This window comes from Dyella silvae, assembly GCF_026421305.1.
Lineage (GTDB): Bacteria > Pseudomonadota > Gammaproteobacteria > Xanthomonadales > Rhodanobacteraceae > Dyella > Dyella silvae.
This window is the reverse complement of record NZ_JAPJBQ010000002.1, coordinates 265,206-286,550: the sequence shown is the minus strand read 5'-3', so window position 1 is coordinate 286,550 and position 21,345 is coordinate 265,206. Positions and strand designations below refer to the sequence as shown.

General features: G+C 63.5%; 19 protein-coding genes. 14 read left to right on the top strand and 5 right to left on the bottom strand.

Annotation, left to right across the window (positions count from 1 at the left end; genetic code table 11):
* Positions 1-792, bottom strand: a complete 792-nt coding sequence (locus tag OQE56_RS05540) for a hypothetical protein (protein WP_267222364.1) — start codon at positions 790-792, stop codon at positions 1-3.
* Positions 793-1,003: 211 nt separating this feature from the next.
* On the opposite strand from OQE56_RS05540, the gene OQE56_RS05535 reads away from it, so the two are divergent.
* The 9 genes from OQE56_RS05535 to OQE56_RS05495 all read left to right on the top strand — a co-directional run bounded on the left by OQE56_RS05535 (position 1,004) and on the right by OQE56_RS05495 (position 11,537).
* On the top strand, positions 1,004-1,360 hold the full coding sequence (locus OQE56_RS05535; RefSeq protein WP_267222362.1) for a DUF1304 domain-containing protein: 357 nt from the start codon (positions 1,004-1,006) through the stop codon (positions 1,358-1,360).
* A gap of 67 nt (positions 1,361-1,427) precedes the next feature.
* Entirely contained in the window at positions 1,428-2,090 is a 663-nt protein-coding gene (locus OQE56_RS05530; protein WP_267222361.1) for a M24 family metallopeptidase, read from the top strand.
* A gap of 11 nt (positions 2,091-2,101) precedes the next feature.
* Entirely contained in the window at positions 2,102-2,599 is a 498-nt protein-coding gene (locus OQE56_RS05525; protein WP_267222359.1) for a GFA family protein, read from the top strand.
* 84 nt (positions 2,600-2,683) lie between these two features.
* Entirely contained in the window at positions 2,684-4,285 is a 1,602-nt protein-coding gene (locus tag OQE56_RS05520; RefSeq protein WP_267222358.1) for a peptide chain release factor 3, read from the top strand.
* Between the two features lie 162 nt (positions 4,286-4,447).
* Positions 4,448-5,365, top strand: coding sequence for a CPBP family intramembrane glutamic endopeptidase (locus OQE56_RS05515; protein ID WP_267222356.1), 918 nt, complete (start codon positions 4,448-4,450; stop codon positions 5,363-5,365).
* A gap of 89 nt (positions 5,366-5,454) precedes the next feature.
* The gene (locus OQE56_RS05510) at positions 5,455-9,108 is read left to right on the top strand and encodes a response regulator (protein ID WP_267222354.1); all 3,654 of its coding nucleotides are present in this window, start codon (positions 5,455-5,457) and stop codon (positions 9,106-9,108) included.
* Positions 9,105-9,974, top strand: a complete 870-nt coding sequence (locus tag OQE56_RS05505; RefSeq protein WP_267222351.1) for a CheR family methyltransferase — start codon at positions 9,105-9,107, stop codon at positions 9,972-9,974. Before OQE56_RS05510 ends, OQE56_RS05505 begins: the two co-directional genes overlap by 4 nt.
* Before the next feature lies 1 nt (position 9,975).
* Positions 9,976-10,545, top strand: a complete 570-nt coding sequence (locus tag OQE56_RS05500; protein WP_267222349.1) for a chemotaxis protein CheB — start codon at positions 9,976-9,978, stop codon at positions 10,543-10,545.
* A complete protein-coding gene (locus OQE56_RS05495) occupies positions 10,542-11,537 on the top strand; it encodes a diguanylate cyclase domain-containing protein (protein ID WP_267222347.1) in 996 nt (331 codons plus the stop codon). The genes OQE56_RS05500 and OQE56_RS05495 overlap by 4 nt, the downstream gene beginning before the upstream one ends.
* Positions 11,538-11,544: 7 nt before the next feature.
* On the opposite strand, the gene OQE56_RS05490 is transcribed toward OQE56_RS05495, so the two are convergent.
* The 3 genes from OQE56_RS05490 to OQE56_RS05480 all read right to left on the bottom strand — a co-directional run bounded on the left by OQE56_RS05490 (position 11,545) and on the right by OQE56_RS05480 (position 15,450).
* Positions 11,545-12,015, bottom strand: a complete 471-nt coding sequence (locus OQE56_RS05490; RefSeq protein ID WP_267222345.1) for a hotdog fold domain-containing protein — start codon at positions 12,013-12,015, stop codon at positions 11,545-11,547.
* Positions 12,016-12,079: 64 nt separating this feature from the next.
* Positions 12,080-14,551: an acyl-CoA dehydrogenase gene (locus OQE56_RS05485; protein WP_267222343.1), complete on the bottom strand. Its 2,472-nt coding sequence runs from the start codon at positions 14,549-14,551 to the stop codon at positions 12,080-12,082.
* Positions 14,551-15,450, bottom strand: a complete 900-nt coding sequence (locus OQE56_RS05480) for an alpha/beta fold hydrolase (protein WP_267223368.1) — start codon at positions 15,448-15,450, stop codon at positions 14,551-14,553. Before OQE56_RS05480 ends, OQE56_RS05485 begins: the two co-directional genes overlap by 1 nt.
* 123 nt (positions 15,451-15,573) lie before the next feature.
* Between OQE56_RS05480 and OQE56_RS05475 the strand changes: the two genes are divergently transcribed.
* The 5 genes from OQE56_RS05475 to OQE56_RS05455 all read left to right on the top strand — a co-directional run bounded on the left by OQE56_RS05475 (position 15,574) and on the right by OQE56_RS05455 (position 20,211).
* Positions 15,574-16,152, top strand: a complete 579-nt coding sequence (locus OQE56_RS05475) for a TetR/AcrR family transcriptional regulator (RefSeq protein WP_267222341.1) — start codon at positions 15,574-15,576, stop codon at positions 16,150-16,152.
* A gap of 231 nt (positions 16,153-16,383) precedes the next feature.
* The gene (locus tag OQE56_RS05470; RefSeq protein WP_267222340.1) at positions 16,384-18,165 is read left to right on the top strand and encodes a phosphoenolpyruvate carboxykinase (GTP); all 1,782 of its coding nucleotides are present in this window, start codon (positions 16,384-16,386) and stop codon (positions 18,163-18,165) included.
* Positions 18,166-18,297: 132 nt separating this feature from the next.
* Complete coding sequence (locus OQE56_RS05465; protein ID WP_267222339.1) at positions 18,298-18,849, top strand: RNA polymerase sigma factor; 552 nt, start codon at positions 18,298-18,300, stop codon at positions 18,847-18,849.
* Positions 18,846-19,286, top strand: a complete 441-nt coding sequence (locus OQE56_RS05460; RefSeq protein WP_267222338.1) for a hypothetical protein — start codon at positions 18,846-18,848, stop codon at positions 19,284-19,286. Before OQE56_RS05465 ends, OQE56_RS05460 begins: the two co-directional genes overlap by 4 nt.
* A 19-nt stretch (positions 19,287-19,305) precedes the next feature.
* On the top strand, positions 19,306-20,211 hold the full coding sequence (locus OQE56_RS05455) for a DUF4097 family beta strand repeat-containing protein (RefSeq protein WP_267222336.1): 906 nt from the start codon (positions 19,306-19,308) through the stop codon (positions 20,209-20,211).
* Positions 20,212-20,282: 71 nt separating this feature from the next.
* Here OQE56_RS05455 and OQE56_RS05450 read toward each other — a convergent pair whose 3' ends face one another.
* Entirely contained in the window at positions 20,283-21,200 is a 918-nt protein-coding gene (locus OQE56_RS05450) for a hypothetical protein (protein ID WP_267222334.1), read from the bottom strand.
* Positions 21,201-21,345 lie beyond the last annotated feature (145 nt).

Here is a 21,345-nt window from a genome sequence, read left to right as displayed (position 1 = left end):
TTACTGCTTCACTGCCACGTAGGACATGGAACGATCCTGCAGCTTGTTGTCGAAGACCACATTCATGCTCTTGCCGTCGGCGCTCAGAATGGACGTGATCACGGCAATGACCTTGCCATCGCGCTTGTCGGTCTCCACCAGCGAGTTCTTGCCTGTCTGTTTGACCGTCACACTGGTAATGCCGGGGTCGCCCTTGTAAGGCGTCTCGGTGCCGTCGGTCTTCGCGTTGTATGACTGGCCCGTCGGCGTGGTCATGTTGAGCATGCCGCCGGCTTCCTTATAGGTGAACAGCAGACCGTTATCGGAGAAGCCACCCAGCTCCGCGGTGACCCAGGAGCCGGAGATCGCATGCGAGCCAGCGGGACCTTTGTCGACCAGCTTCATGTCGCCACTGCCGGTGACGGGCGCGCCATTGGTATTGCTGCTATCGGTGAACTCGAAATGGGCTGTCTTTCCGTCGGCGGCAACGGTTGTCGTCGACGTGCCCACCACCTTGCCGCCCTTTTTGTCCGTTTCCTTCACAGCGTGATCGTTGACCACCTCAATGGCCATCATGTCGAAGTAAGGGTGGCCTTCGACTTTCTGGTCCTTACCGTCCGCTTTGACGCTGATCGGCGGCACACAGGTCTTGCATTGATAGGTGCCGTTCTGCAGCACGATCACGTCAGGCTTCTTGGGCATCTGCACCTTGTTCAGGTCGACCTTCCAGGTGCCGTCGAAAGCGTTCTGCGCCATCGCGCAAACGGGACAGAGAAAAGCCAGCAGCAGACAGATACGCAATGACTGTTTCATGGTTGCGAGTCCCCGAGAGTTGAGAGTTGCCGGGCCCGGCCCATGGCCCCTGGGGCCTGCCGAGCCATCGTTCCGAGCCCAGCCAATCGACCCTACGCCGGGTCACCCACCCCAGCCATCCACTGAAAGAGATACGGGTGCGCCGCTTCGATTTGCGACACCGCGGGCAGGCTGCAACACTTTGCGCACCTTCCACCTTTCAGCCTCTCCCATGCTCATCGCCGCCCAAGCCGCCGTCGCCCTGATCGCCCTGCTGCACGTGTGGTTTCTGATCCTGGAAATGTTCCTGTGGGATCGCCCCTCGGGCCGCCGCGCTTTCGGCCTGACCCAGGAGTTCGCCACGCAGTCGAAGGTGCTGGCGGCCAATCAGGGGCTCTACAACGGCTTTCTGGCCGCCGGGCTGTTTTGGGGGCTCTGGCTGGGCCGCGAAGGCACGCATATCACGGTGTTCTTCCTCGGCTGCGTGCTGATTGCAGGTCTGTTCGGCGGCCTTACCGCCAGCCGTAAAGTGCTTTGGATCCAGGCGCTGCCTGCGCTGATCGGCCTCGCGCTGGTGCTGTTGGCCTGAGCTGTCGCAGCTGCGCCGCAGGCAACGCTGTGACATGCTTTGCGCTTCACAGCGCCACAGATAGCCCATGACCACTTTAGACAAGGAAGCGGTCGGCAGCCGCTTCGATCCTCAGCTGATGCAGCATGCGCGCGAGCGTACCTGGGCGGCACTGCATGGCATCCGTCAGCGCATGCAGCCCGGTATCAGCGAAGACGAGGCGCGCGAAGCCGCGGCTGAGGTCTTCCGTGAACTGGGCATGGAGCGGCTGTGGCATCCGGTGGTCATCCGCATCGGCGCCAACACCACCAAGACGTATCGCGAGCGCTCGGATGCCGACGTGCGCCTCGGCGAAAACGATATCTACTTCATCGACCTGGGGCTGGTGTTCGCCGGCCACGAAGGTGACGCGGGCGATACATTCGTGGTCGGCCACGCGCCCGAAAAACAGGCCTGCGCCGATGCAGCGCGCGAGTTGTTCCATCGCGTGGCTGAGGCATGGCGTTCACAGGGCCTGAGCGGCGAGGCGCTTTACACCTTTGCCGAGCAACAGGCCGAAGCGATGGGCTGGCGCCTCCATCACGAGATCAAGGGGCATCGCGTCAGCGATTTTCCCCATGCGGTATTCAAGGCTGGCGATCTGGGCGAGCTCGACCAGCCGCCGTCCGGCGGCTTGTGGATTCTGGAAATCCAGATCGCCCACCCGACTGAACCCTACGGGGCGTTCTACGAGGATCTACTCACCGCCTGAGGAGGCGCGACATGATGACTGGCGACGCTGTGCTGGAAGGTGGCTGCGACTGCGGCCGGATCCGCTACCGCATGATCGGCCCGCCACTCATCGTGCACTGCTGCCACTGCCGCTGGTGCCAGCGTGAAACGGGGGCCTCGTTCGCCCTGAACGCCATGGTGGAAACCGAGCGCCTGACTCTGCTTTCCGGTATGCCGGAAGTGATCGTGACGCCCTCGCACAGCGGCAAGGGCCAGAAGATTCTCCGTTGCCCGGATTGCCGCATCGCCCTGTGGAGCCATTACCCCGGCGGCGGCAACGATGTGGCCTTTGTGCGCGTGGGCACGCTGGACGAGCCAGACCGGATCACCCCGGACATACACATCTACACCGAGTCCAAGCAGCCCTGGGTGGTGCTCCCCGAAGGGGCCCTGGCCGTTCCCCAGTTCTACGACCTGGACCAGACCTGGTCGCCGGAAAGCCTGGCGCGACGCCAGCAGTTGCGCGAGAAGCGCGCCGCCCGGACCTGACCCCGCTCCTACAGAGAAAGATGGTGCCCGGCACCCCTCCCCCACCCTTGGTACAATGGCGGGTTCGCGAGCCCAGAAACCGCCATGTCCACGCATCTCACCGAAACCCGCCGCCGCCGTACCTTCGCCATCGTCAGCCACCCTGACGCGGGCAAGACCACGCTCACCGAAAAGCTGCTGCTGTTCGGAGGCGCCATTCAGATGGCCGGCTCGGTGAAGGGCCGCAAGGCCGCCCGCCACGCCACCTCCGACTGGATGGCACTGGAAAAGGAGCGCGGCATTTCGGTGACCTCGTCGGTGATGCAGTTCCCGTACGAGGGCCGCATCGTCAATCTGCTCGACACCCCGGGCCACGCGGACTTCTCGGAAGATACCTATCGCGTGCTCACCGCCGTGGACTCGGCGCTGATGGTGATCGACTGCGCCAAGGGCGTGGAAGAACGCACCATCAAGCTGATGGAGGTGTGCCGCCTGCGCGATACGCCCATCATGACCTTCATCAACAAGCTGGACCGCGAAGGCCGTTCGCCGATCGAACTGCTGGACGAAGTGGAGTCGGTGCTCGGCATCGCCTGTGCGCCGCTCACCTGGCCCATCGGCATGGGCAAGCGCCTCAAAGGCGTGTACCACCTGCTGCTCGACGAAGTGCACGTATTCGAGCAGGGCAAGAATTTCACGCGCCAGGATTCGACCATCTTCAAGGGCCTGGACGCACCGGGCCTCGATGCGGCCATTGGCGCTGAAGCGCTGGCCGAACTGCGCGATGAACTCGAGCTGGTACAAGGCGCTTCGCATCCGTTCGACGTGGAGCAATACCTTGCCGGCAAGCTGACGCCGGTGTTTTTCGGCTCGGCGGTGAACAACTTCGGTGTGCAGCTGTTGCTGGACTTCTTCGTCGAGCACGCGCCCTCGCCGCGCTCGCGCGCCACGATGTCGCGCGACGTGAAACCCGAGGAAGGCGCGCTCACCGGCTTCGTGTTCAAGATTCAGGCGAACATGGACCCCGCACACCGCGACCGCATCGCCTTCATGCGCGTCTGCTCGGGCACCTATAGCGCCGGCATGAAGATGATGCAGACGCGCACCGGCAAGGACGTGCGCATTGCCAATGCGCTCACCTTCATGGCGAGCGACCGTGAGATTGTCGAGAACGCTTATCCCGGCGACGTGATCGGCCTGCACAACCACGGCACCATCGGCATCGGCGATACCTTCACCGAAGGCGAGATGGTGAGCTTCACCGGTATCCCCAACTTCGCACCGGAACTGTTCCGCCGCGCGCGTCTGCGCGATCCGCTGAAGATGAAGGCGCTGCAGAAAGGTCTGGCCCAGCTGTCGGAAGAAGGCGCCACACAGTTCTTCCGCCCGATGATGAGCAACGACCTCATCCTCGGCGCAGTGGGCGTGCTGCAGTTCGACGTGGTTGCATATCGCCTCAAGGACGAATACGGCGTGGACGCCACCTTCGAGCCCGTCACCGTCGCCACCGCGCGCTGGATTCACTGCGACGACGCAAAAAAGCTCGAGGAATTCCGTGAGAAGAACGCCAACAACCTCGCCATCGATGCGGCGGGTGAGCTGGTTTATCTCGCACCGTCGCGAGTAAACCTGCAGCTGGCGCAAGAGCGTTCACCTGCCGTGCGCTTCTCGGCCACGCGCGAGCACGCAACGTCGCTCGATTTGTAAGACACATGATCATCGCCCCGGTACTGACCGGGGCGACGCGGCTGCGGGCCTTGCGCAGGTAATTACGCAACAGCCCGGCCTGCAACAGGGTGACTACATGGCTATGTTTCGCCGATGTCGCCGCTGCTAGCCTACCCCCTCCACAAGGGGAGCCCGCAGCGCATGCCTGCCGATCAGATCGCTTTTACCACGCCCGTTTCGGCCATTCGCTGGCAACGTTGGATGGTGTTTTCGCCTATCGCACGCATCGCTTTCTTCATAGCGCTGACCATCGTGCTGAGCAGACTCATCGGGCCGGTCGTCGCCGCGGCCGGATGGATGGATAAAGGCGCCTCGCACCTGACTCAATCACTGGCCAGACTGGCCACCATGCCCTTGCCGGGTTTCATCAGCTATCTGGTGCTGGTCAAAGCGATCGAGCGGCGCAAACTGAGCGAACTCGCGCCGCGCGACATCCCCACCCTGGGCACAGCCGGCCTGTTGCTCGGCGCGGTGCTTTTCAGCGCCGTCGTGCTGGTGCTCTGGCTGGCGGGCAGCTATCACGTCACGGGTGCGAATCCTGATGTGGATTGGCTTCCCGCCGTGCTGGGCGTCGGCCTCGGCGCAGGCATCTTCGAGGAAATTGTTACCCGCGGCGTCCTGTACCGCATTGTGGAGGAAGGCCTTGGCACCTGGTGGGCGCTGGTGATTTCCGCCCTGTTCTTTGGCGCTGCCCATATCTTCAACCCTGGCGCTACGTTGTGGAGCTCGCTGGCCATCGCCATCGAGGCCGGCGTGCTGCTGGCCCTGCTCTATCACGTCACCCGTTCGCTGTGGGCGTGTGTCGGCCTGCACGCGGCATGGAACGTCATGCAGGGCACGGTGTACGGCATTCCCGTGTCGGGCACGGCAGCCCACGGCTGGCTGATCTCCAACCGCACCGGGCCCGACTGGCTGAGTGGCGGCGTGTTCGGCGCCGAGGCCTCGGTGGTGGCGCTGATCCTCTGCTCAAGCGTGTCCGCCGTGTTGCTTATCGTGGCCATCCGGCGCGGCACCATCATTTCGCCAAGCTGGCGCCGACGCGCTGCCGCAACGGCCTGATGCCGCTTTTGCCTTCACGAAGTTGCGGATAACCTGATAAGAACCGCCCGGCCCGGCAGGACGCCCAGGCCAAGACAACGTGAAGACGCATGGCCACCCCCAAAAATCGCTATACCTGGCTGGCGCATCAGCCCATGCAGGTGAAGATCCTGCTTGCCATCGGCACGCTGATGCTGCTGTTCGTGATCTGCAGCATCGTCACCCTGCAATCGCTGGCCAGGCAGGATGTCAGCGCGCACTGGTCCAGGCACACCTATGACGTGCGTGCCAAGATCGACGACGTCTTCGAGCACCTGCAGGCCAGCCAGATCGCCGTGCGCGGCTACCTGCTCGATTCGCAGAGCGGCGAGCTGGGGAGCTATCAAAAGGCAAATACCAGTCTGGCCAAGGACATTGCTGAGCTACGCAACCTGACCAGCGACAACCCGGTGCAGCAAACACGCATCGACCGTCTCCAGACGATGGTCGATCAATGGCAGAAGGAAGCGCAGGCCAACGGCATCGACGCCATTCAGGCCATCCACGTCAATGACCCTGCCGAAGCGGCGAGCGAGCACATCCGCGCGCAGTCCCAGTTTCTCGCCCGTCGCACCGTCAGCGTCCAGGATATTCTCGGCCTCCTGGACAACATGGACGATACGGAGCGCAGCCTGCTCGATCAGCGGGAAGCGACGCAACGGCGCGACATCACCGAAGTACGCGCGGCGATCTGGATCACCATGTTGCTCAGCCTTCTGCTGGGTAGCTCGGTGGTCTACATGACGTATCGCCTGATCACCCGGCCAATCCGGCGCATGACGGACCTGATGACGCGCCTGGCCAACCACGATCACACCGTGGAAATCCGCCAGATCGAACGCCGCGACGAGATCGGCGAGATCGCCCGCGCGTTGCAAGTGTTCAAGCAGATGGCGATCGAGACGGCCGCCCAGACCTGGGTGAAGACGCAGGTCTCGGAGATCGCCAGTGACCTCCAAAAAATGGAGAACGAACGCGAGTTTGCCGGGCAACTCACCAGCTCGCTGGTGCCGCTGCTCGAATGCGGCGTCGGCATGTTCTATCGCTTCGACGAAGAACAGCAACGGCTGCGCCTGCAGGGCAGCTACGGCTACCAGCAGCGCCGTCACCTGAGCACCGAGTACGCCTTGGGCGAAGGCCTCGTGGGCCAGTCTGCGCTGGAACAGAAGCCCATCACCCTACAGGACGTGCCCAGCGACTATGTGCGCATCCACTCAGGCACCGGCGAGGCATCGCCACGCAGTGTCACGGTGTTGCCGCTGACCCTGCGCGGCAAATTGCTCGGCGTGCTGGAACTGGCCAGCTTCCATCACTTCACCGACCCTCAGCAGCGCCTGCTCGCCGAACTGCTGCCGATCGCCTCGCTGTCGCTTGAGAACCTCGGCCGGGCCATCCGCACCCAAGACCTGCTCCGGCGCACCAGCGAGCAGGCCGACGAACTGCGCGCCTCCGAAGAAACCCTGCGTCGCCAGCAACAGGACCTGCAGGTTACCAACGAAGAACTCAGCGCCAAGACGCATGAACTGCAGGAGCAGTCGCAACGCCTGCTCGCATCGGAAGAAGAGCTGCGCGTGCAGACCGAGGAGCTGCAGGCCTCCAACGAAGAATTGCGCCAGAAGACCGAGACGCTCAACCAGCAGAAGCTGGTGCTCGAAACGCTGCAACACGAAACGGAAGAGAAGGCTGAGGAACTGGCACGCGCCAGCCAGTACAAATCCGAATTCCTGGCCAATATGTCGCACGAGCTGCGCACGCCGCTAAACAGCCTGCTTATCCTGTCGCGCAGCCTTGCCGACAATCGCGAAGGCAACCTCGATGCGGAACAGATCGAGTCGGCGCGCATCATCCACGACTCGGGCAGCAGTCTGCTGCGGCTCATCAATGACATCCTCGACCTCTCCAAGGTCGAGGCCGGCAAGATGGACGTGGTGCTGGACGATTTCCCGCTGGCCGATCTGGAGCGCGCGCTCAGGCGCACCTTCAACCATGTCGCCCAGGAGAAGCAGCTGGGCTTCAACATCGATATCGAGCCCGGCCTGCCCATCGCCCTGCGCACTGACGCCACCAAACTCGAACAGATCGCCAACAACCTGATCGGCAATGCTTTCAAGTTCACGCATCACGGTTCGGTGAACGTGCACATCGGCAGGCCGTCAGCGGCATTGGCGTTACCGCCCTCGATGCAGGGCAAAGAGATGATCGCCATTGCGGTCAGCGATACCGGCATCGGCATTCCGCCCGAGAAAGCCCAGAAGATTTTCCACGCATTCGAGCAGGTGGACGCCAGCACGAGCCGGCAGTACGGCGGCACCGGCCTGGGCCTGACCATTTCCAGGCGCATCGCACAATTGCTGGACGGCGACATCGTGATGCACAGCGACGTCGGGCACGGCAGTACGTTTACCATCCTGTTGCCTCAACATGGCCCGGTGGCGGACGGCGTGGTGACGGTCACGTCCGCTGCCACTCCGGCACCCAACGCGCCTCGTCTCGCAACGACGGCGGCGTTGCTGCCGGAAACCATTGAAGACGACCGCGAGCTCGTCGCGCCTGGCGAGACCGTGATCCTCATCATTGAGGACGACCCTGTATTTGCGCGCATCCTGGCCGACATGGTCCGGCGCAAGGGTTATCGCGCGCTGGCCGCCGCCGATGGCGAATCGGGCCTGCAACTCGCCCTGCGTTACCGGCCGACCGGCATCCTGCTCGACGTGATGCTGCCCGGCATGGACGGCTGGACGGTGATCTCCAAGCTGAAAGAAAACCAGGCGACACGCCATGTGCCGGTGCATTTCATCTCCGCCGTCGACGAAGCCAATCGCGGCCGCGAACTGGGCGCGGTAGGTTTCCTGACCAAGCCGGTGAGCCGCGAAGCCATCGGCGATGCATTCGACCGCCTGCTGCACTTTGCCGAAGGCCACATGCGTCATCTGCTGATCGTCGATGACGATGCCGATTCGCGCGCTGCCCTGCGCACGCTGCTGCGCCATGACGACGTCACCATCGACGAAGTCGGTACGGCCGAAGAAGCCCTTGAGCGCAGCGCCGAGACCACCTACGACTGCATTGTGCTCGACCTGGGCCTGCCCGGCATGTCGGGCACCGAGTTCCTTGAAAAGCTGGCCGCCACCGGCCAGATACCACCCGTGGTGATCTATTCCGGACGTGAGCTGAGCCGCGAAGAAAGCCTAAAACTGCGCCAGTACACCGACAGCATTGTGATCAAGGGTGCGCGCTCGCCAGAGCGCCTGATGGATGAGGTGAGCCTGTTCCTGCACAGCATCCAGGATGGTCAGCGTCACGGCGCCAAGGTGGCGGCACCCGCCGCCAGCTCAGCCAACGGCAAAGGCCTGCGCGACCGCAAGGTGCTGCTGGTGGATGACGATATGCGCAACCTGTTTGCGCTGTCCAAGGTGCTGCGCAGCTGGGGCATGCACGTGGCCATGGCCCAGGACGGCCAGAAAGCACTCAAGGCACTGGCCGATCACGACGACATCGAGTTGGTGCTGATGGACGTGATGATGCCGGTGATGGACGGCTATGACACCATTCGCGAGGTTCGCGCCCAGCCTCGTCTGGCCAAGCTGCCGATTATCGCGCTCACCGCCAAGGCCATGCGCGGCGATCGCGAGAAATGCCTGGATGCGGGCGCCAACGATTATCTGTCCAAGCCCATCGACATCGACAAGCTGTCGTCGATGATGCATGTGTGGCTGCATCGATGAATGACACCGCCCGCGAGACCGCCGCTGCCGATGTCGCTCTGGAGGACATCGAGGTCGAGCTGTTTGTTCGCGCGCTCAAGTTGCGCCATGGCTACGACTTCAGCCAGTACGCGCCTGCCTCGCTGAAGCGCCGCATATTGCAGTTGGCGCACTCACAGCACGCCGATACGGTCAGCACGCTGACGGGTCGCCTGTTGCACGAGCCGGGTTTTCTCTCCGTGGTGCTGGAAGGGCTGTCGGTGCCGGTATCGGAAATGTTTCGCGACCCGGACGTGTTTCAGGCACTGCGCGAACAGGTGTTTCCGGTGCTGGCCTCGTATCCGCAGATCAATATCTGGCAGGCCGGCTGCGCGCACGGGCAGGAGGTGTATTCGCTGGCCATCCTGCTGGAAGAGGCGGGCCTGTACGAGCGCACGCAAATCTACGCCACCGACTTCAACCAAAGCGCGCTGAACCAGGCCCAGGAAGGCATCTACCCGGCGAAGGAGGCGCAACTGTGGTCGCGCAACTACCTCGCCGCCGGTGGCAGCCATTCGCTCGCCGACTACTACAGTGCGCGCTACGAGTTCATCAAGCTCGACCAGCGGCTGCGCCGCAACGTGATCTTCGCCAACCACAATCTGGTCACCGACGAGGTGTTCTGCGAAGCGCATCTGGTGCTGTGCCGGAATGTGCTGATCTACTTCTCCGATCCGCTGCAGGACCGCACGCTCGCGCTGTTCCGGGACAGCCTCGTTCGCGGCGGATTCCTTTGCCTCGGCACGCGCGAGAGCCTGGATTTCGCGCCATCGGCTGCAGATTTCACCCCGGTCGATCCGGCGTTGCGCATCTATCGGCTGGGGTCGCGCGCTTCCGGGCGGGGATAACATGACGACGCCGCGCGCCATCGTCATCGGTTGTTCCGCAGGCGGGCTCAACGCGCTGGAGACCTTGTTTGCTGCCCTTTCTCCGCAACTCCAACAGCCCATCGCGCTGTGCTGCCACACCGGCTCATCGACCGTGACCCTGATGTGCGAGCTGCTGGCGCAGCACGCCACCCTGCCGGTCGTCGAAGCGCGTGAACGCGCGATGATGCAGGATGGCACCATTCATGTCGCACCGAGTGGCTATCACCTGCTGGTGGAAACCAGCCATCGCTTTTCACTGTCGGTCGACGAGCGCGTGAGTTTTGCGCGTCCTTCCATCGACGTACTGTTCGACTCGGCGGCCGAAGCGTTTCGTGACGCACTTATCGGTGTCGTACTCACCGGTGCCAACCGGGATGGCGCCGAGGGCCTTCGGCACATTCGCCGCCTTGGCGGCCTGGCTATTGTGCAAGAACCCTCCGACGCCGAGGTTTCTGCCATGCCCGCCGCGGCACTGGAACTCGCGGGCGCCGACCATTGCCTGCCGCTCGCCGGTATTGCCCCACTGCTCAACCGTTTGTGCCTGCCATGACGCTACCTTCGCCCAAAATCCTTGTTGTCGACGACACGCCCGCCAATCTGGTGGCCATGCGCCACCTGCTTGCCGACAGTGGCGCGCAACTCTTTGAGGCCGACAACGGCAACGCCGCGCTGGCGCTTTGCCTGGATCACGAATTCGCGTTGATTCTGCTCGACGTGAACATGCCGGAGATGGACGGCTTCGAAGTGGCCTTTCTGATCGGCGAGGATGAAAAGCTTCGCGAAACGCCGATCATCTTCGTCACCGCCGCCTACGCCGACGACATCAATCGCGTGCGCGGTTACCACTTCGGCGCGGTGGACTACATCGCCAAGCCGATCAACGACATGATTCTGCAGTCCAAGGTGCGCGTGTTTCTTGAACTGTACCGCGCACGCGCCGAGCTGAAGGCCACGCTCGCCACGCTGGAGGAGCGCAACGCGCAGCTCAATGTAGAAATCGCCGAACGCCTGCGCGTGGAGGATCGCATTCGCTACCAGGCCACGCATGACATGCTTACCGGCCTGCCCAACCGCGTGCTGTTTCACGACCGCCTGCTCACCGCCATGCAGCGCGTGCCGCGGCACGGCACCGACTTCGCGCTGGCTTTGCTGGACATCGACGGCTTCAAGGCCGTCAATGACACGCAGGGGCACCCGGCCGGCGACGCCCTGCTGCAGGCCATTGCCGAGCGCCTGGGTGATCAGGTTCGTTCAAACGATACCGTTGCGCGGCTGGGCGGCGACGAGTTCGCGCTCATCCTGGAAGACGTCAGTGACGATGTCTCGCTACTGCGCCGTTGCCAGCAGGTGGGCGCCGCACTTGCGGCCCCCTACCTGCTCGATGGCAGCAAGGGGCCTTTCGTAGCCAACGTGAGCGCCAGCATCGGCATCGCGTTGTGGGAAGGCGAGACGCAGAGCGACGAAGACCTGATACAAGCGGCCGACCGTGCGCTCTACCGCGCCAAGGACGAAGGCAAGAACCGTTGTGTGATGGCGCCCTGAAACGCCCTCAGCGAGCGCTGCGCGGCGACACCCACATATCGATGCGGGCACGGAATACTTCCTTGTCCGCATCGTCGCGAATGCTCACCGTGACCGGCCAGGCATAACCGCTGGACGACTCAACCGCCGCAGTTTCCGGCGCCGCTACCGCATGCATGGTGCCCTTGGCCTTGGCCAGGTATTCGACGCTCATGCCCTTGGGAATCCAGCGCATGCTGGCGGGAATGGTGACATCGGTCATCATGCCGGCACTGAGTTCGGCCGTGTTGCACAACGCAATCGCGTGCACGGTACCGATATGGTTGTGCACCCGACGGCGATCGCGGATGTCGATGGCGCAACGCCCCGGCTCCAGCGCAACGAAGCGCGGCGCGATGGTGGCGAAGTAAGGCGCCTTGAAGCAGATCAGGCGGCCGTACAGCCAACGACCCATTGGCAGGGAAACCAACCGGCGATACAGCGACAACGCCTGACTCATGGCAGCACTCCTGCGAGGGCGGAGCACTTGCGTGCTCCGCCCATTCCTTGGATGACGTAAAAACTCAGGCCGCGTCGGCCAGCTTCTTGTTGCGATCGGCGCGGGTCACGGCGGCGCGCAGTTCGGCCGGATCGAAATCATCCACCGAGATGAACTCGAACACGCCCTCGCGCACGCGCTTGAGCAGTTCGAACTCGGCGGCGTTGATCACGCCGGCCTGTAGCGCCTCTACCAACTGGCCGCTGTAGTCGTGCGACTTGAACTGACCGGCCTTCTGCGCTTTACCGAACTTGCGTTCCACGGGCTCGGCGGCGATCACGTCCGGCAACAGCGCATTCATGCGGCCAATGGTGTTGTTGGCCGTGGGCGTGAGGTAAGTCCACTCGGTCAGGCGATCGCGTGCTTCGCCCGGAGCCGTGATGATGGCAGCGACGCGACGCCCCAGGCGATCCGACGGCGGCACTTCGCGGCGACCGAACGGGAACACCAGCGCACGCAGCAGCCATGCCACCGGCTTCACCGGGAAGTTGCGGATGGCGCCATCCAGCGCCATTTGCGTACGCCACATGCACTCATGGAACGCCCATGCCAGCAACGGACGATCCGCTTCCGGACGGCCGGTGTCTTCATAGCGCTTCAACATGGCGCTGGCGATATACAGGTAGCTCAGCACATCGCCGAGGCGCGCCGACAACTTCTCTTTGAACTTCAGCTTGCCGCCCAGCACACCCATGAAGGTATCTGCGCACAGTGCCAGCGCCGCAGAGTAGCGATTGAGTTTGCGGTAGTAGCGGCGCACGTAGGCATCGCCCGCCGTGTCGCCGATGCGCGAGCCGGTAACGCCCATGGCGAACGAGCGCACCGCATTGGAGATGCCGAAGCCGATGTGTCCGAACAGCGCACGGTCGAAGGACTTCAGGCGATCGCCGTAGTCGGCGATCGACAGCGCCTGCATCTCCTTCAGCACATATGGATGGCAACGGATGGCGCCCTGGCCGAAGATCATCAGGCTGCGCGTCATGATGTTGGCGCCTTCCACCGTGATGGCGATGGGCACGCCCTGCCATGCACGGCCAGCGTAGTTCTTCGGACCCAGCTGCACGCCCTTGCCGCCATGCACGTCCAGCGCGTCACCGGCGATAGTGCGGCCCCACTCGGTGGCGTGGTACTTGGCGATGGCCGAAGGCACCGCCGGCTTCTCACCGCGATCCACCGCCGCCGCCGTGGCACGCGAGAGCGCTGCCGTGGCATAGGTCAGACCACCGATGCGTGCCAGCGCTTCTTCCACGCCCTCGAAGCGGGCGATGGAAAGACCAAACTGTTTGCGCATGCGTGCATACGCGCCGGTGGCTGCCACGGCCGCGCGTACGCCACCTGTTGCGTTCGACGGCAGCGAGATCGCACGACCTACCGAGAGGCACTCCACCAGCATGCGCCAGCCGTGGCCAGCCATGTGCGGACCGCCGATCAGCACCGACATCGGCACGAAGACATCCTTGCCGTGCAGCGGGCCGTTCTGGAACGGAATGTTCAGCGGGAAATGACGGCGGCCAATTTCCAGACCGGGCGTTGAACGCGGTAGCAGCGCCAGTGTGATGCCCAGGTCTGCCTTGTCGCCCAGCAATTGCTCCGGGTCGTACAGGCGGAAGGCGAGGCCCACCACGGTCGCAATCGGCGCCAACGTGATGTAGCGCTTGTCGAAGGTGAGCTTCATGCCGAGCGTTTCGACACCGTCCACCATTTGCTTGCACACCACGCCGTAGTCGGTGATCGAGGTGGCATCGGAACCGGCATACGGACCGGTAAGCGCGAAGCACGGAATTTCTTCACCGACGGCAAGGCGTGGCAGGTAGTGGTTCTTCTGTTCATCGCTGCCGTAGTGCAGCAGCAATTCCGCCGGACCGAGCGAGTTGGGCACGGCCACCGTGGAGGCCACCGTGGCCGACATCGTCGCCAGCTTCTGCAGCACGGCCGAGTGTGCAAGGGCCGAGAAGCCCAGGCCACCGTACTGCTTGGGAATGATCATGCCGAAGAACTTGTGCTTCTTGATGAAAGCCCAGACGTCCGGCGGCAGGTCGGCCAGTTCGTGGGTGATCTGCCAGTCATCGATCATGCCGCACAGATCTTCCACCGGGCCGTCCATGAACGCCTGTTCTTCCACGTTCAATTCGGGCTTCGGCTGCTTCAGCAGTTCATGCCAGTCCGGCTTGCCAGAAAACAGCTCGCCCTCGAAACCAACCGTGCCCGCTTCCAGTGCGGTCTGCTCGGTTTCGGAGAGCTTGGGCGTCACCTTGGCAAACATCTTCAGCAGCGGCGCGCTGATCTGTTTGCGGCGAAAGCCGTCCATCAACAGCGGCACGGCGATAGCCAGTTCGATCGTCAGCAGGATGAACGTTGTCCACGGCGAGCCAGTGACAAGGCCAACCACCACCGTGGTGATTACCGTAGCGATCGCCCACGTGCGCAGACTGCTGCGATGGTAGGCACAGGCGCCGGTGGCGATGAGCGCCGCCAGCAGGGTCAGGATCACGGACATCACAATACCTCGTTACGGATGACGACTTGCGGATCGGGTGTAGACAACTTGCTTATGAATCGTGCGATTTCACGGGTGAACGCGTCGTTGGCGTCACCTGCCACCATATGCGTGGCGCGCGGCAATTCCACATGCTCGGCATGCGGCACCAGGCGAAGGAACTCATCGACATTGTCGCGGGACACGACATCGCTGCGGCCGCCCGACAGCAGCAGCACCGGTACGCGCACCTGCGCGGCGGCGGCCATCAGGCGTGGCTGATAACGCTCGCTTTCGCTCACCAGGCCGTTGAGCAACGCGGGGTCCCAGTGCCAGCGAAGACGGCCATCGGCGCCTTCGCGCAATAACGGACGCAACTGGTCTTCGGTTTTGCGCTCGGCGCGATGCGGCATATAGGCAGCGATCTGCTCGGCCGCTTCCTCGTAGCTGGCGAAGCCATCCGGATGCGCCTGCATGAAAGCGAGAATGCGTTCGACGCCCTTGGTTTCCCAACGTGGCGTGATGTCAACCAACACCAGCGCACTGAACGCGTCCGGGTCCATCTCGCCGGCTACTACCAAGCCCAGGAGGCCACCCATGGAGGCACCCACCAGAATCGGCTTGTGCTGCTCGGCGTGAGCCAGCAGGCACAAATCGTCGATGAACTGCTCCATGTGGTAGTCGCCGCCAGGGACGCGGGCACTTTCGCCATGCCCGCGGCTGTCGAAGGTGACGCATCGGTAGCCTTGGGTGGCGAGCGCGGTGGCCGTCCCCCGCCAGGCGCCGCGGGTTTGCCCGAAACCATGGGCAAACAGCAGCGCGGGGCTGCCGGCCGGGTTACGCACCTCAACGGCCAGCTCCAGGCCATCGGAGGCGCGGATCCGGGTGACTTTCTTTTCGATGGGCGTTATTGATACCATACGCTTGAGTATGGATTGCGGCATTTGGCCACGTCAATATGCGCCGCCGCATCTGGCTCTCATCGATTCAATAAGTTGCCGACGCAGCACCGATAATCACGACGACTGGGCTACCATTCGCTTATGAATGCAAGCGCCAAACCCGAACGTACCCGCCTTTCCGCCGAAGATTGGGAAGACGCCGCCCTCAAGCTGATTGCCGATCAGGGCGTCGGCGCCCTCGCCGTCGAGGCACTGGCACGCCAGCTTGGTGTCACCAAGGGCAGCTTCTACTGGCATTTCCGCACTCGCGAAGCCCTGCTTCAGGCCGCGCTGGAACGCTGGGAGCAGTACGGTGAACGCGAAGTCATCAGCCAGATCGAGGCTATGCCCGATCCGCGTGCCCGCTTGCCCGAACTGTTCCGTCGCGTCGCGCACGAGCTGGCGCCGCACCGCGTGTACGCTGCGCTGCTCAAGGCGCTGGACCACCCGCAGGTCGTGCCGGTGATGGCCCGCGTTTCCCAGCGCCGCATGGAATTTCTTACCAATATCTACCGCGAAGCCGGCCTAGTACCGGAAGAGGCGCTCAACCGCGCCCGTCTTACCTACGCGGCCTACGTGGGTTTCCTGCAGCTCAATTTCACGCTGGGTCTGCCTCGCATCAGCCACGATGAGTTCGACGCTTACGTTGAACACATGATTCGTACGCTGACGCCGGCCTGATCCCGGCTCATCGGCCGACATCGAAACGCCGCCGTCAGGCGGCGTTTTTTGTGTCTGCGGCCACTGGTAGCCAGCGGGTCAAAGTGGTCTGGTACCACTGTTCTAACTGTAGGCCACGACAGCATTTTGTGGTGAGTCCAGTTGACTTTTGCTGCAGTCCAACTTGCCATGCCAGTGTACGTAAGTTACCGTTTCTGTTCTTTTTTGGCTTAAGACCAGAGTGAGGAAACGATGTCGAGCAAGCTGGAAGCGCTGCAGCGCTGGGTTGACGAAGTAGCAAAGCTGACCCGCCCTGCGCAGATCCACTGGTGCGACGGCTCGGACGCCGAATACCAGCAGCTGGTCCAGCACATGCTGAAGACCGGTGACCTGATCGAGCTCAACCAGCAGACCCACCCGGGCTGCTACCTGCATCGCTCGAGTCCCTCCGACGTGGCACGCGTTGAGCACCTCACCTTCGTCTGCACCAAGGACGAGGAAGACGCTGGCCCGAACAATCACTGGATGGCCCCCACCGAAGCGCACGCCAAGATGGACGCGCTGTTCGAAGGCTGCATGGAAGGCCGCACCATGTACGTCATCCCGTACTGCATGGGCCCCATCGACTCGCCGCTGGCTCGTTGTGGCGTGGAGATCACGGACAGTCCGTACGTGGTCGCCAACATGCGCACGATGACGCGCATGGGCGCCGCCGCACTTGCTCGCATCGAGCGCGAAGGCAGCTTCGTAAAGGGTCTGCACTCCACCGGCGAGCTCGATCCCGAGCGCCGCTTCATCATGCACTTCCCCGAAGAGCTCACCATCAAGTCGTACGGCTCGGGCTATGGCGGCAATGCGCTGCTCGGCAAGAAATGCCACGCGCTGCGCATCGCCAGCTACCAGGCCAAGTCCGAAGGTTGGCTGGCCGAGCACATGCTGATCGTAGGCATCGAGAACCCGAAGGGCGAAACGCACTACGTCGCCGCCGCGTTCCCGTCAGCCTGCGGCAAGACCAACCTGGCCATGCTCATTCCGCCGGAGGGTTACCGCCAGGACGGCTGGAAAGTGTGGACCGTGGGCGATGACATCTGCTGGATGCGTCCGGGCGCCGATGGACGTCTATACGCCATCAATCCGGAAGCAGGCTATTTCGGCGTGGCGCCGGGCACCAGCGACAACACCAACCCGAATGCGCTGTCGACCATCGCCCGCGACACCATCTATACCAACGTCGCCATCACCGCCGACAACCAGCCGTGGTGGGAAGGCCTGCCGGGCAAGCCGGTCACCGACTGGCAGGGTCGCCCGTATGATCCGGCCAATGGCCCGGCCGCGCATCCGAACTCGCGCTTCACCGTGAGCGCCAAGCAGTGCCCGACCTGGTCGCCGCACGCGGAAGATGCGCAGGGTGTGCCGCTCAGCGCCATCGTGTTCGGTGGCCGCCGCCCGTCGCTGATCCCGCTGGTGTTCGAGGCGAAGGACTGGGCGCACGGCGTACTGATCGGCGCCGCGATGGGTTCGGAAACCACCGCCGCCGCCACCGGTGCGGTTGGCGTGCTGCGTCGTGACTCGATGGCGATGAAGCCGTTCGCCGGTTACCACTACGGCGACTATTTCCGTCACTGGCTGTCGTTCGACAAGCCGGGCGCAAAGCTGCCGAAGATCTTCCACGTCAACTGGTTCCGCAAGGGCGAGGACGGCAGCTTCCTGTGGCCGGGCTACGGCGACAACCTGCGCGTGCTGGAGTGGATGATCGACCGCGTCGAAGGCCGCGCCCCCGGCAAGCAGACGCCGATCGGTACCCTGCCCGCTCACGGCGAACTCAAGCTCGGCGACCTGAGCCTCGACAGCGCCACCGTCGACACCCTGCTCGACGTGGACCACGCTGGCTGGACCGCGGAACTGGCCGCCATCGGCGAGTACCTGCACAGCTTCGGCGCCCGCATGCCGCAGCAGCTGCACGCCGAACAGCAGCGTGTCGCCAAGGCGCTGGATGAAGCGGCCCCGGCGCCGCGCTCCGCCGTCGCCTCCTGACCTGCGTCACCCTGACACCCCGTCGGCCGCAAGGCCGGCGGGGTTTTCTTTTGCCTGTCTCTAAACCTTGTCAGACACAGACGCATCCAAGCTGGCAAGATGATTGCAGCCTGCCCCGCCACCGGAAACACGATGCCGCCGCCAGCGCCCGCCGCGGATCCTAACGACATGGACGACGTCAGGGCCGCCGCTGGCGGAGACCGGCAAGCGTTCCAGCGGCTGTACCGGCTGCACGTGGATCGCGTGTACGGCGCCGTCTACCGCCTGGCGGGCTTTGACCACGCGCGCGCCGAAGACCTCACGCAGGATGCGTTTGTGCGCGCCTGGCAAAAGCTGTCCGGTTTCCGTGGCGAGAGCTCGTTCGGTACCTGGTTGTACCGGCTGGCCGTGAATGTTGCGCTGATGGATATCCGATCGCGCAGCGCCGATCCGGTCAGCATGATGGATGAGGACCACATCCCCGATCACGGCGAAACACCCTTCTGCGCGGCGGAACGCGAAGAACTGGAACGTGCCATCAGCCAACTGCCGCCGCGCGCACGCGCCGTACTGGTGCTGCACGATGTGGAAGGCTGGCGGCATGAAGAAATCGGTGCCGAACTCGGCATGGCAATAGGCTCATCCAAGGCGCAATTGCATCGCGCACGCGGCCTGTTGCGGAAAGTACTCGGAGAAAGCTCATGAACGAATTCGAATGGCTTCGCCAGACACGCGCCTTGCGCGAACCGGTATCGCCGCGCCGCGATTTGTGGAGCGGCATCGATGCCGCCCTGGATGCCGCCACCACGACAGCACCCGTGGCTCACCGCACGACGCATCGCGTCCAGCGGTGGCTGATCGCCGCCAGCTTCGCCGGACTCTCGCTGTTTGCCGGCAGCCTTGCCGTGCATCTGCGCGAGCGTCCGGTCACCACCGCCGCCAACGCATCCCCGTCGAATGCCGATCGCTGGCGTCCCAATGATCCACGCCTCGCCGGTGCCGCCGTCGAGCTGGATGCCGCCAGCATGGAACTGCGCCAGGCGATGGAGCAGGCGCCGAACTCGCCCGCCTTGCAGCGCTTGCTATACCGCACACAAAAACAACAGTCGCAGTTGCGACAGATGGAACACCAGGCTGGTTGAGTCCAGAGGAGCCTTCACCATGAAAACCGCACGCGTCATTCCCCTGCTGCTCAGCCTGTCGATTGGCCAGGCCCTGGCCGATACGCCCATCAATCTCAACCACGACGCCACACCCACCGTGCACGTCAGCATCAGCAACGTGAAAGGCTCGGTGACCGTCACTGCCTGGGACCGCGACCAGGTGCAGGTGGGCGGCCGCCTCGGCGATGGCGCCAAGCCGCTCACCATCGATGGCAGCAACAGCGACATGACCATCAAGGTGCAGTCGGGTAGCAGCAAATCAGGCTGGTTCAACTGGAACAACGACACGTCGATGGGGGCCACCCAGCTGGATGTGCGCGTACCCAAAGGGGCTTCGCTGGATGTCGACGTGGTGAGCGCATCGCTCAGCATCGACGGCATCGACGGCGGCAAGATCAAAGCCAACGCCGTCAGCGGCAAAACACGGGTGAACGCGCGCTCACCCTCGATCGATGCCAATAGCGTGAGTGGCACCGTCGAGCTGGCTGGCAATGCCGACAAGGTATCGCTGCAAACGGTAAGCGGCGACATTCTGGCGCCGAACGTCGGCACCGATGCCGATCTGCAGACCGTATCCGGGCGCATCCGCGTCAGCGGCGGCCCATGGCGCAAACTCAGCCTCAGCACCGTTTCGGGCGATGTGCAGCTGGCTGGCGGCCTCGCGCCCAATGGCACCTACAGTGTCGACAGCATGAGTGGTGACGTGCAGGTGCAGGTACCGGCCAACCTCTCGGCCATCATCAAGGCCACCAGCTTCAGCGGCGACCTGCGCAGCGACTTCGGCACAGTGCAGAAAGCGGAACACGGACCAGGCAGCGAGCTGCACGCCACGACCGGTAACGGCAGCGGCAAGATGAGCATCGAAACCTTCAGCGGCGACCTTCGTATCCGCAAGCAGGACTAAGCGGCGGCCTCAACGAAAAACGCCGGGCAGTGCCCGGCGTTTTGCTGTCTGCGCACCGCGCCGTGCGCGGATCAGAGATCCTGGTGATATTGCACGTAAGGCGTGCGCGACTGGTCGGGCTCGGGACCTGCCGGCGTATTCACGCTGTTGCCCGACGACCACAGATTCTGCGCACCGATGCTCAACTCGCCCTGCCACGGGAGGCGCCACGTAACACCCAGGTCGATGCTATTCCAGCGGCGATCCGGGTTGTAGCCCGAGCCTGGAACACCCGCTTCCGGCGCCATGGTGCGACCGACAATGCTGCCGCTCAGCGGACCACGATCCACCCCGAAACTCACGGCCTTCTGGTCGAGCGTATTGATGCCCAGCAGATTGCCCGGCAACAGGCGCACACGGCCCACGCTGGCACCCAGGTCGATGCCGCTCTTGCTGTCCAGGGCCAAACGGCCTCGCGCATTGATCTGCGTGCTGCTATCGAAGCCCGCCAGGCCGTTGACGCCCGGCATCGCGCCCGGCAACAGGCGCGGCAGCGTCGGAGCGCCCGAAACACTGTCAGTACCCACGCTGAGACCCAGCGTGTAACGGCCCGAGTTGTACGTGGCGCCGACTTCGCTGCCAATCACACGCGGTGCGCGGTTATTCGCCCAGTTGTGCTCGCTCACACCGACGTGAGCCTGCACATTCGGGCTGAGGCCGTACTGGAAATCGCTAGAGAGCACCGATGCCGCATCCACAGCGCGGAACTGCAGCGGCGAATCAGCGCGCTGGGCTGTCGACAGCGAGCGACTATTCGCCTGCAGCGCCAGCCAGTGACCATCGGAACCACGCCACAGCGGCACGGCCACGCCCGGACCTACCTGCACCACCTGATCGGGCGCCTGGGTGAGGAGATGTCCGGCCACGTCGTACGGATCATTGGCCGCAGACTGCCCTGCCGCAACAAACGGCATCAACAGTAGTGGCAATGAAAGCAACAGACGACGCATGTACGCGAAAACCTCCGCGGTACCGTTAGGGCGGGATGGTAGTCGCCCCCTCCCAGAGACGATTTACGCCTGAAGAATACCACGTTTTACTTTTTGCTAACACCCAAATACGGCCTTTGTGACATAGGTCCGGATCCCCGGAATC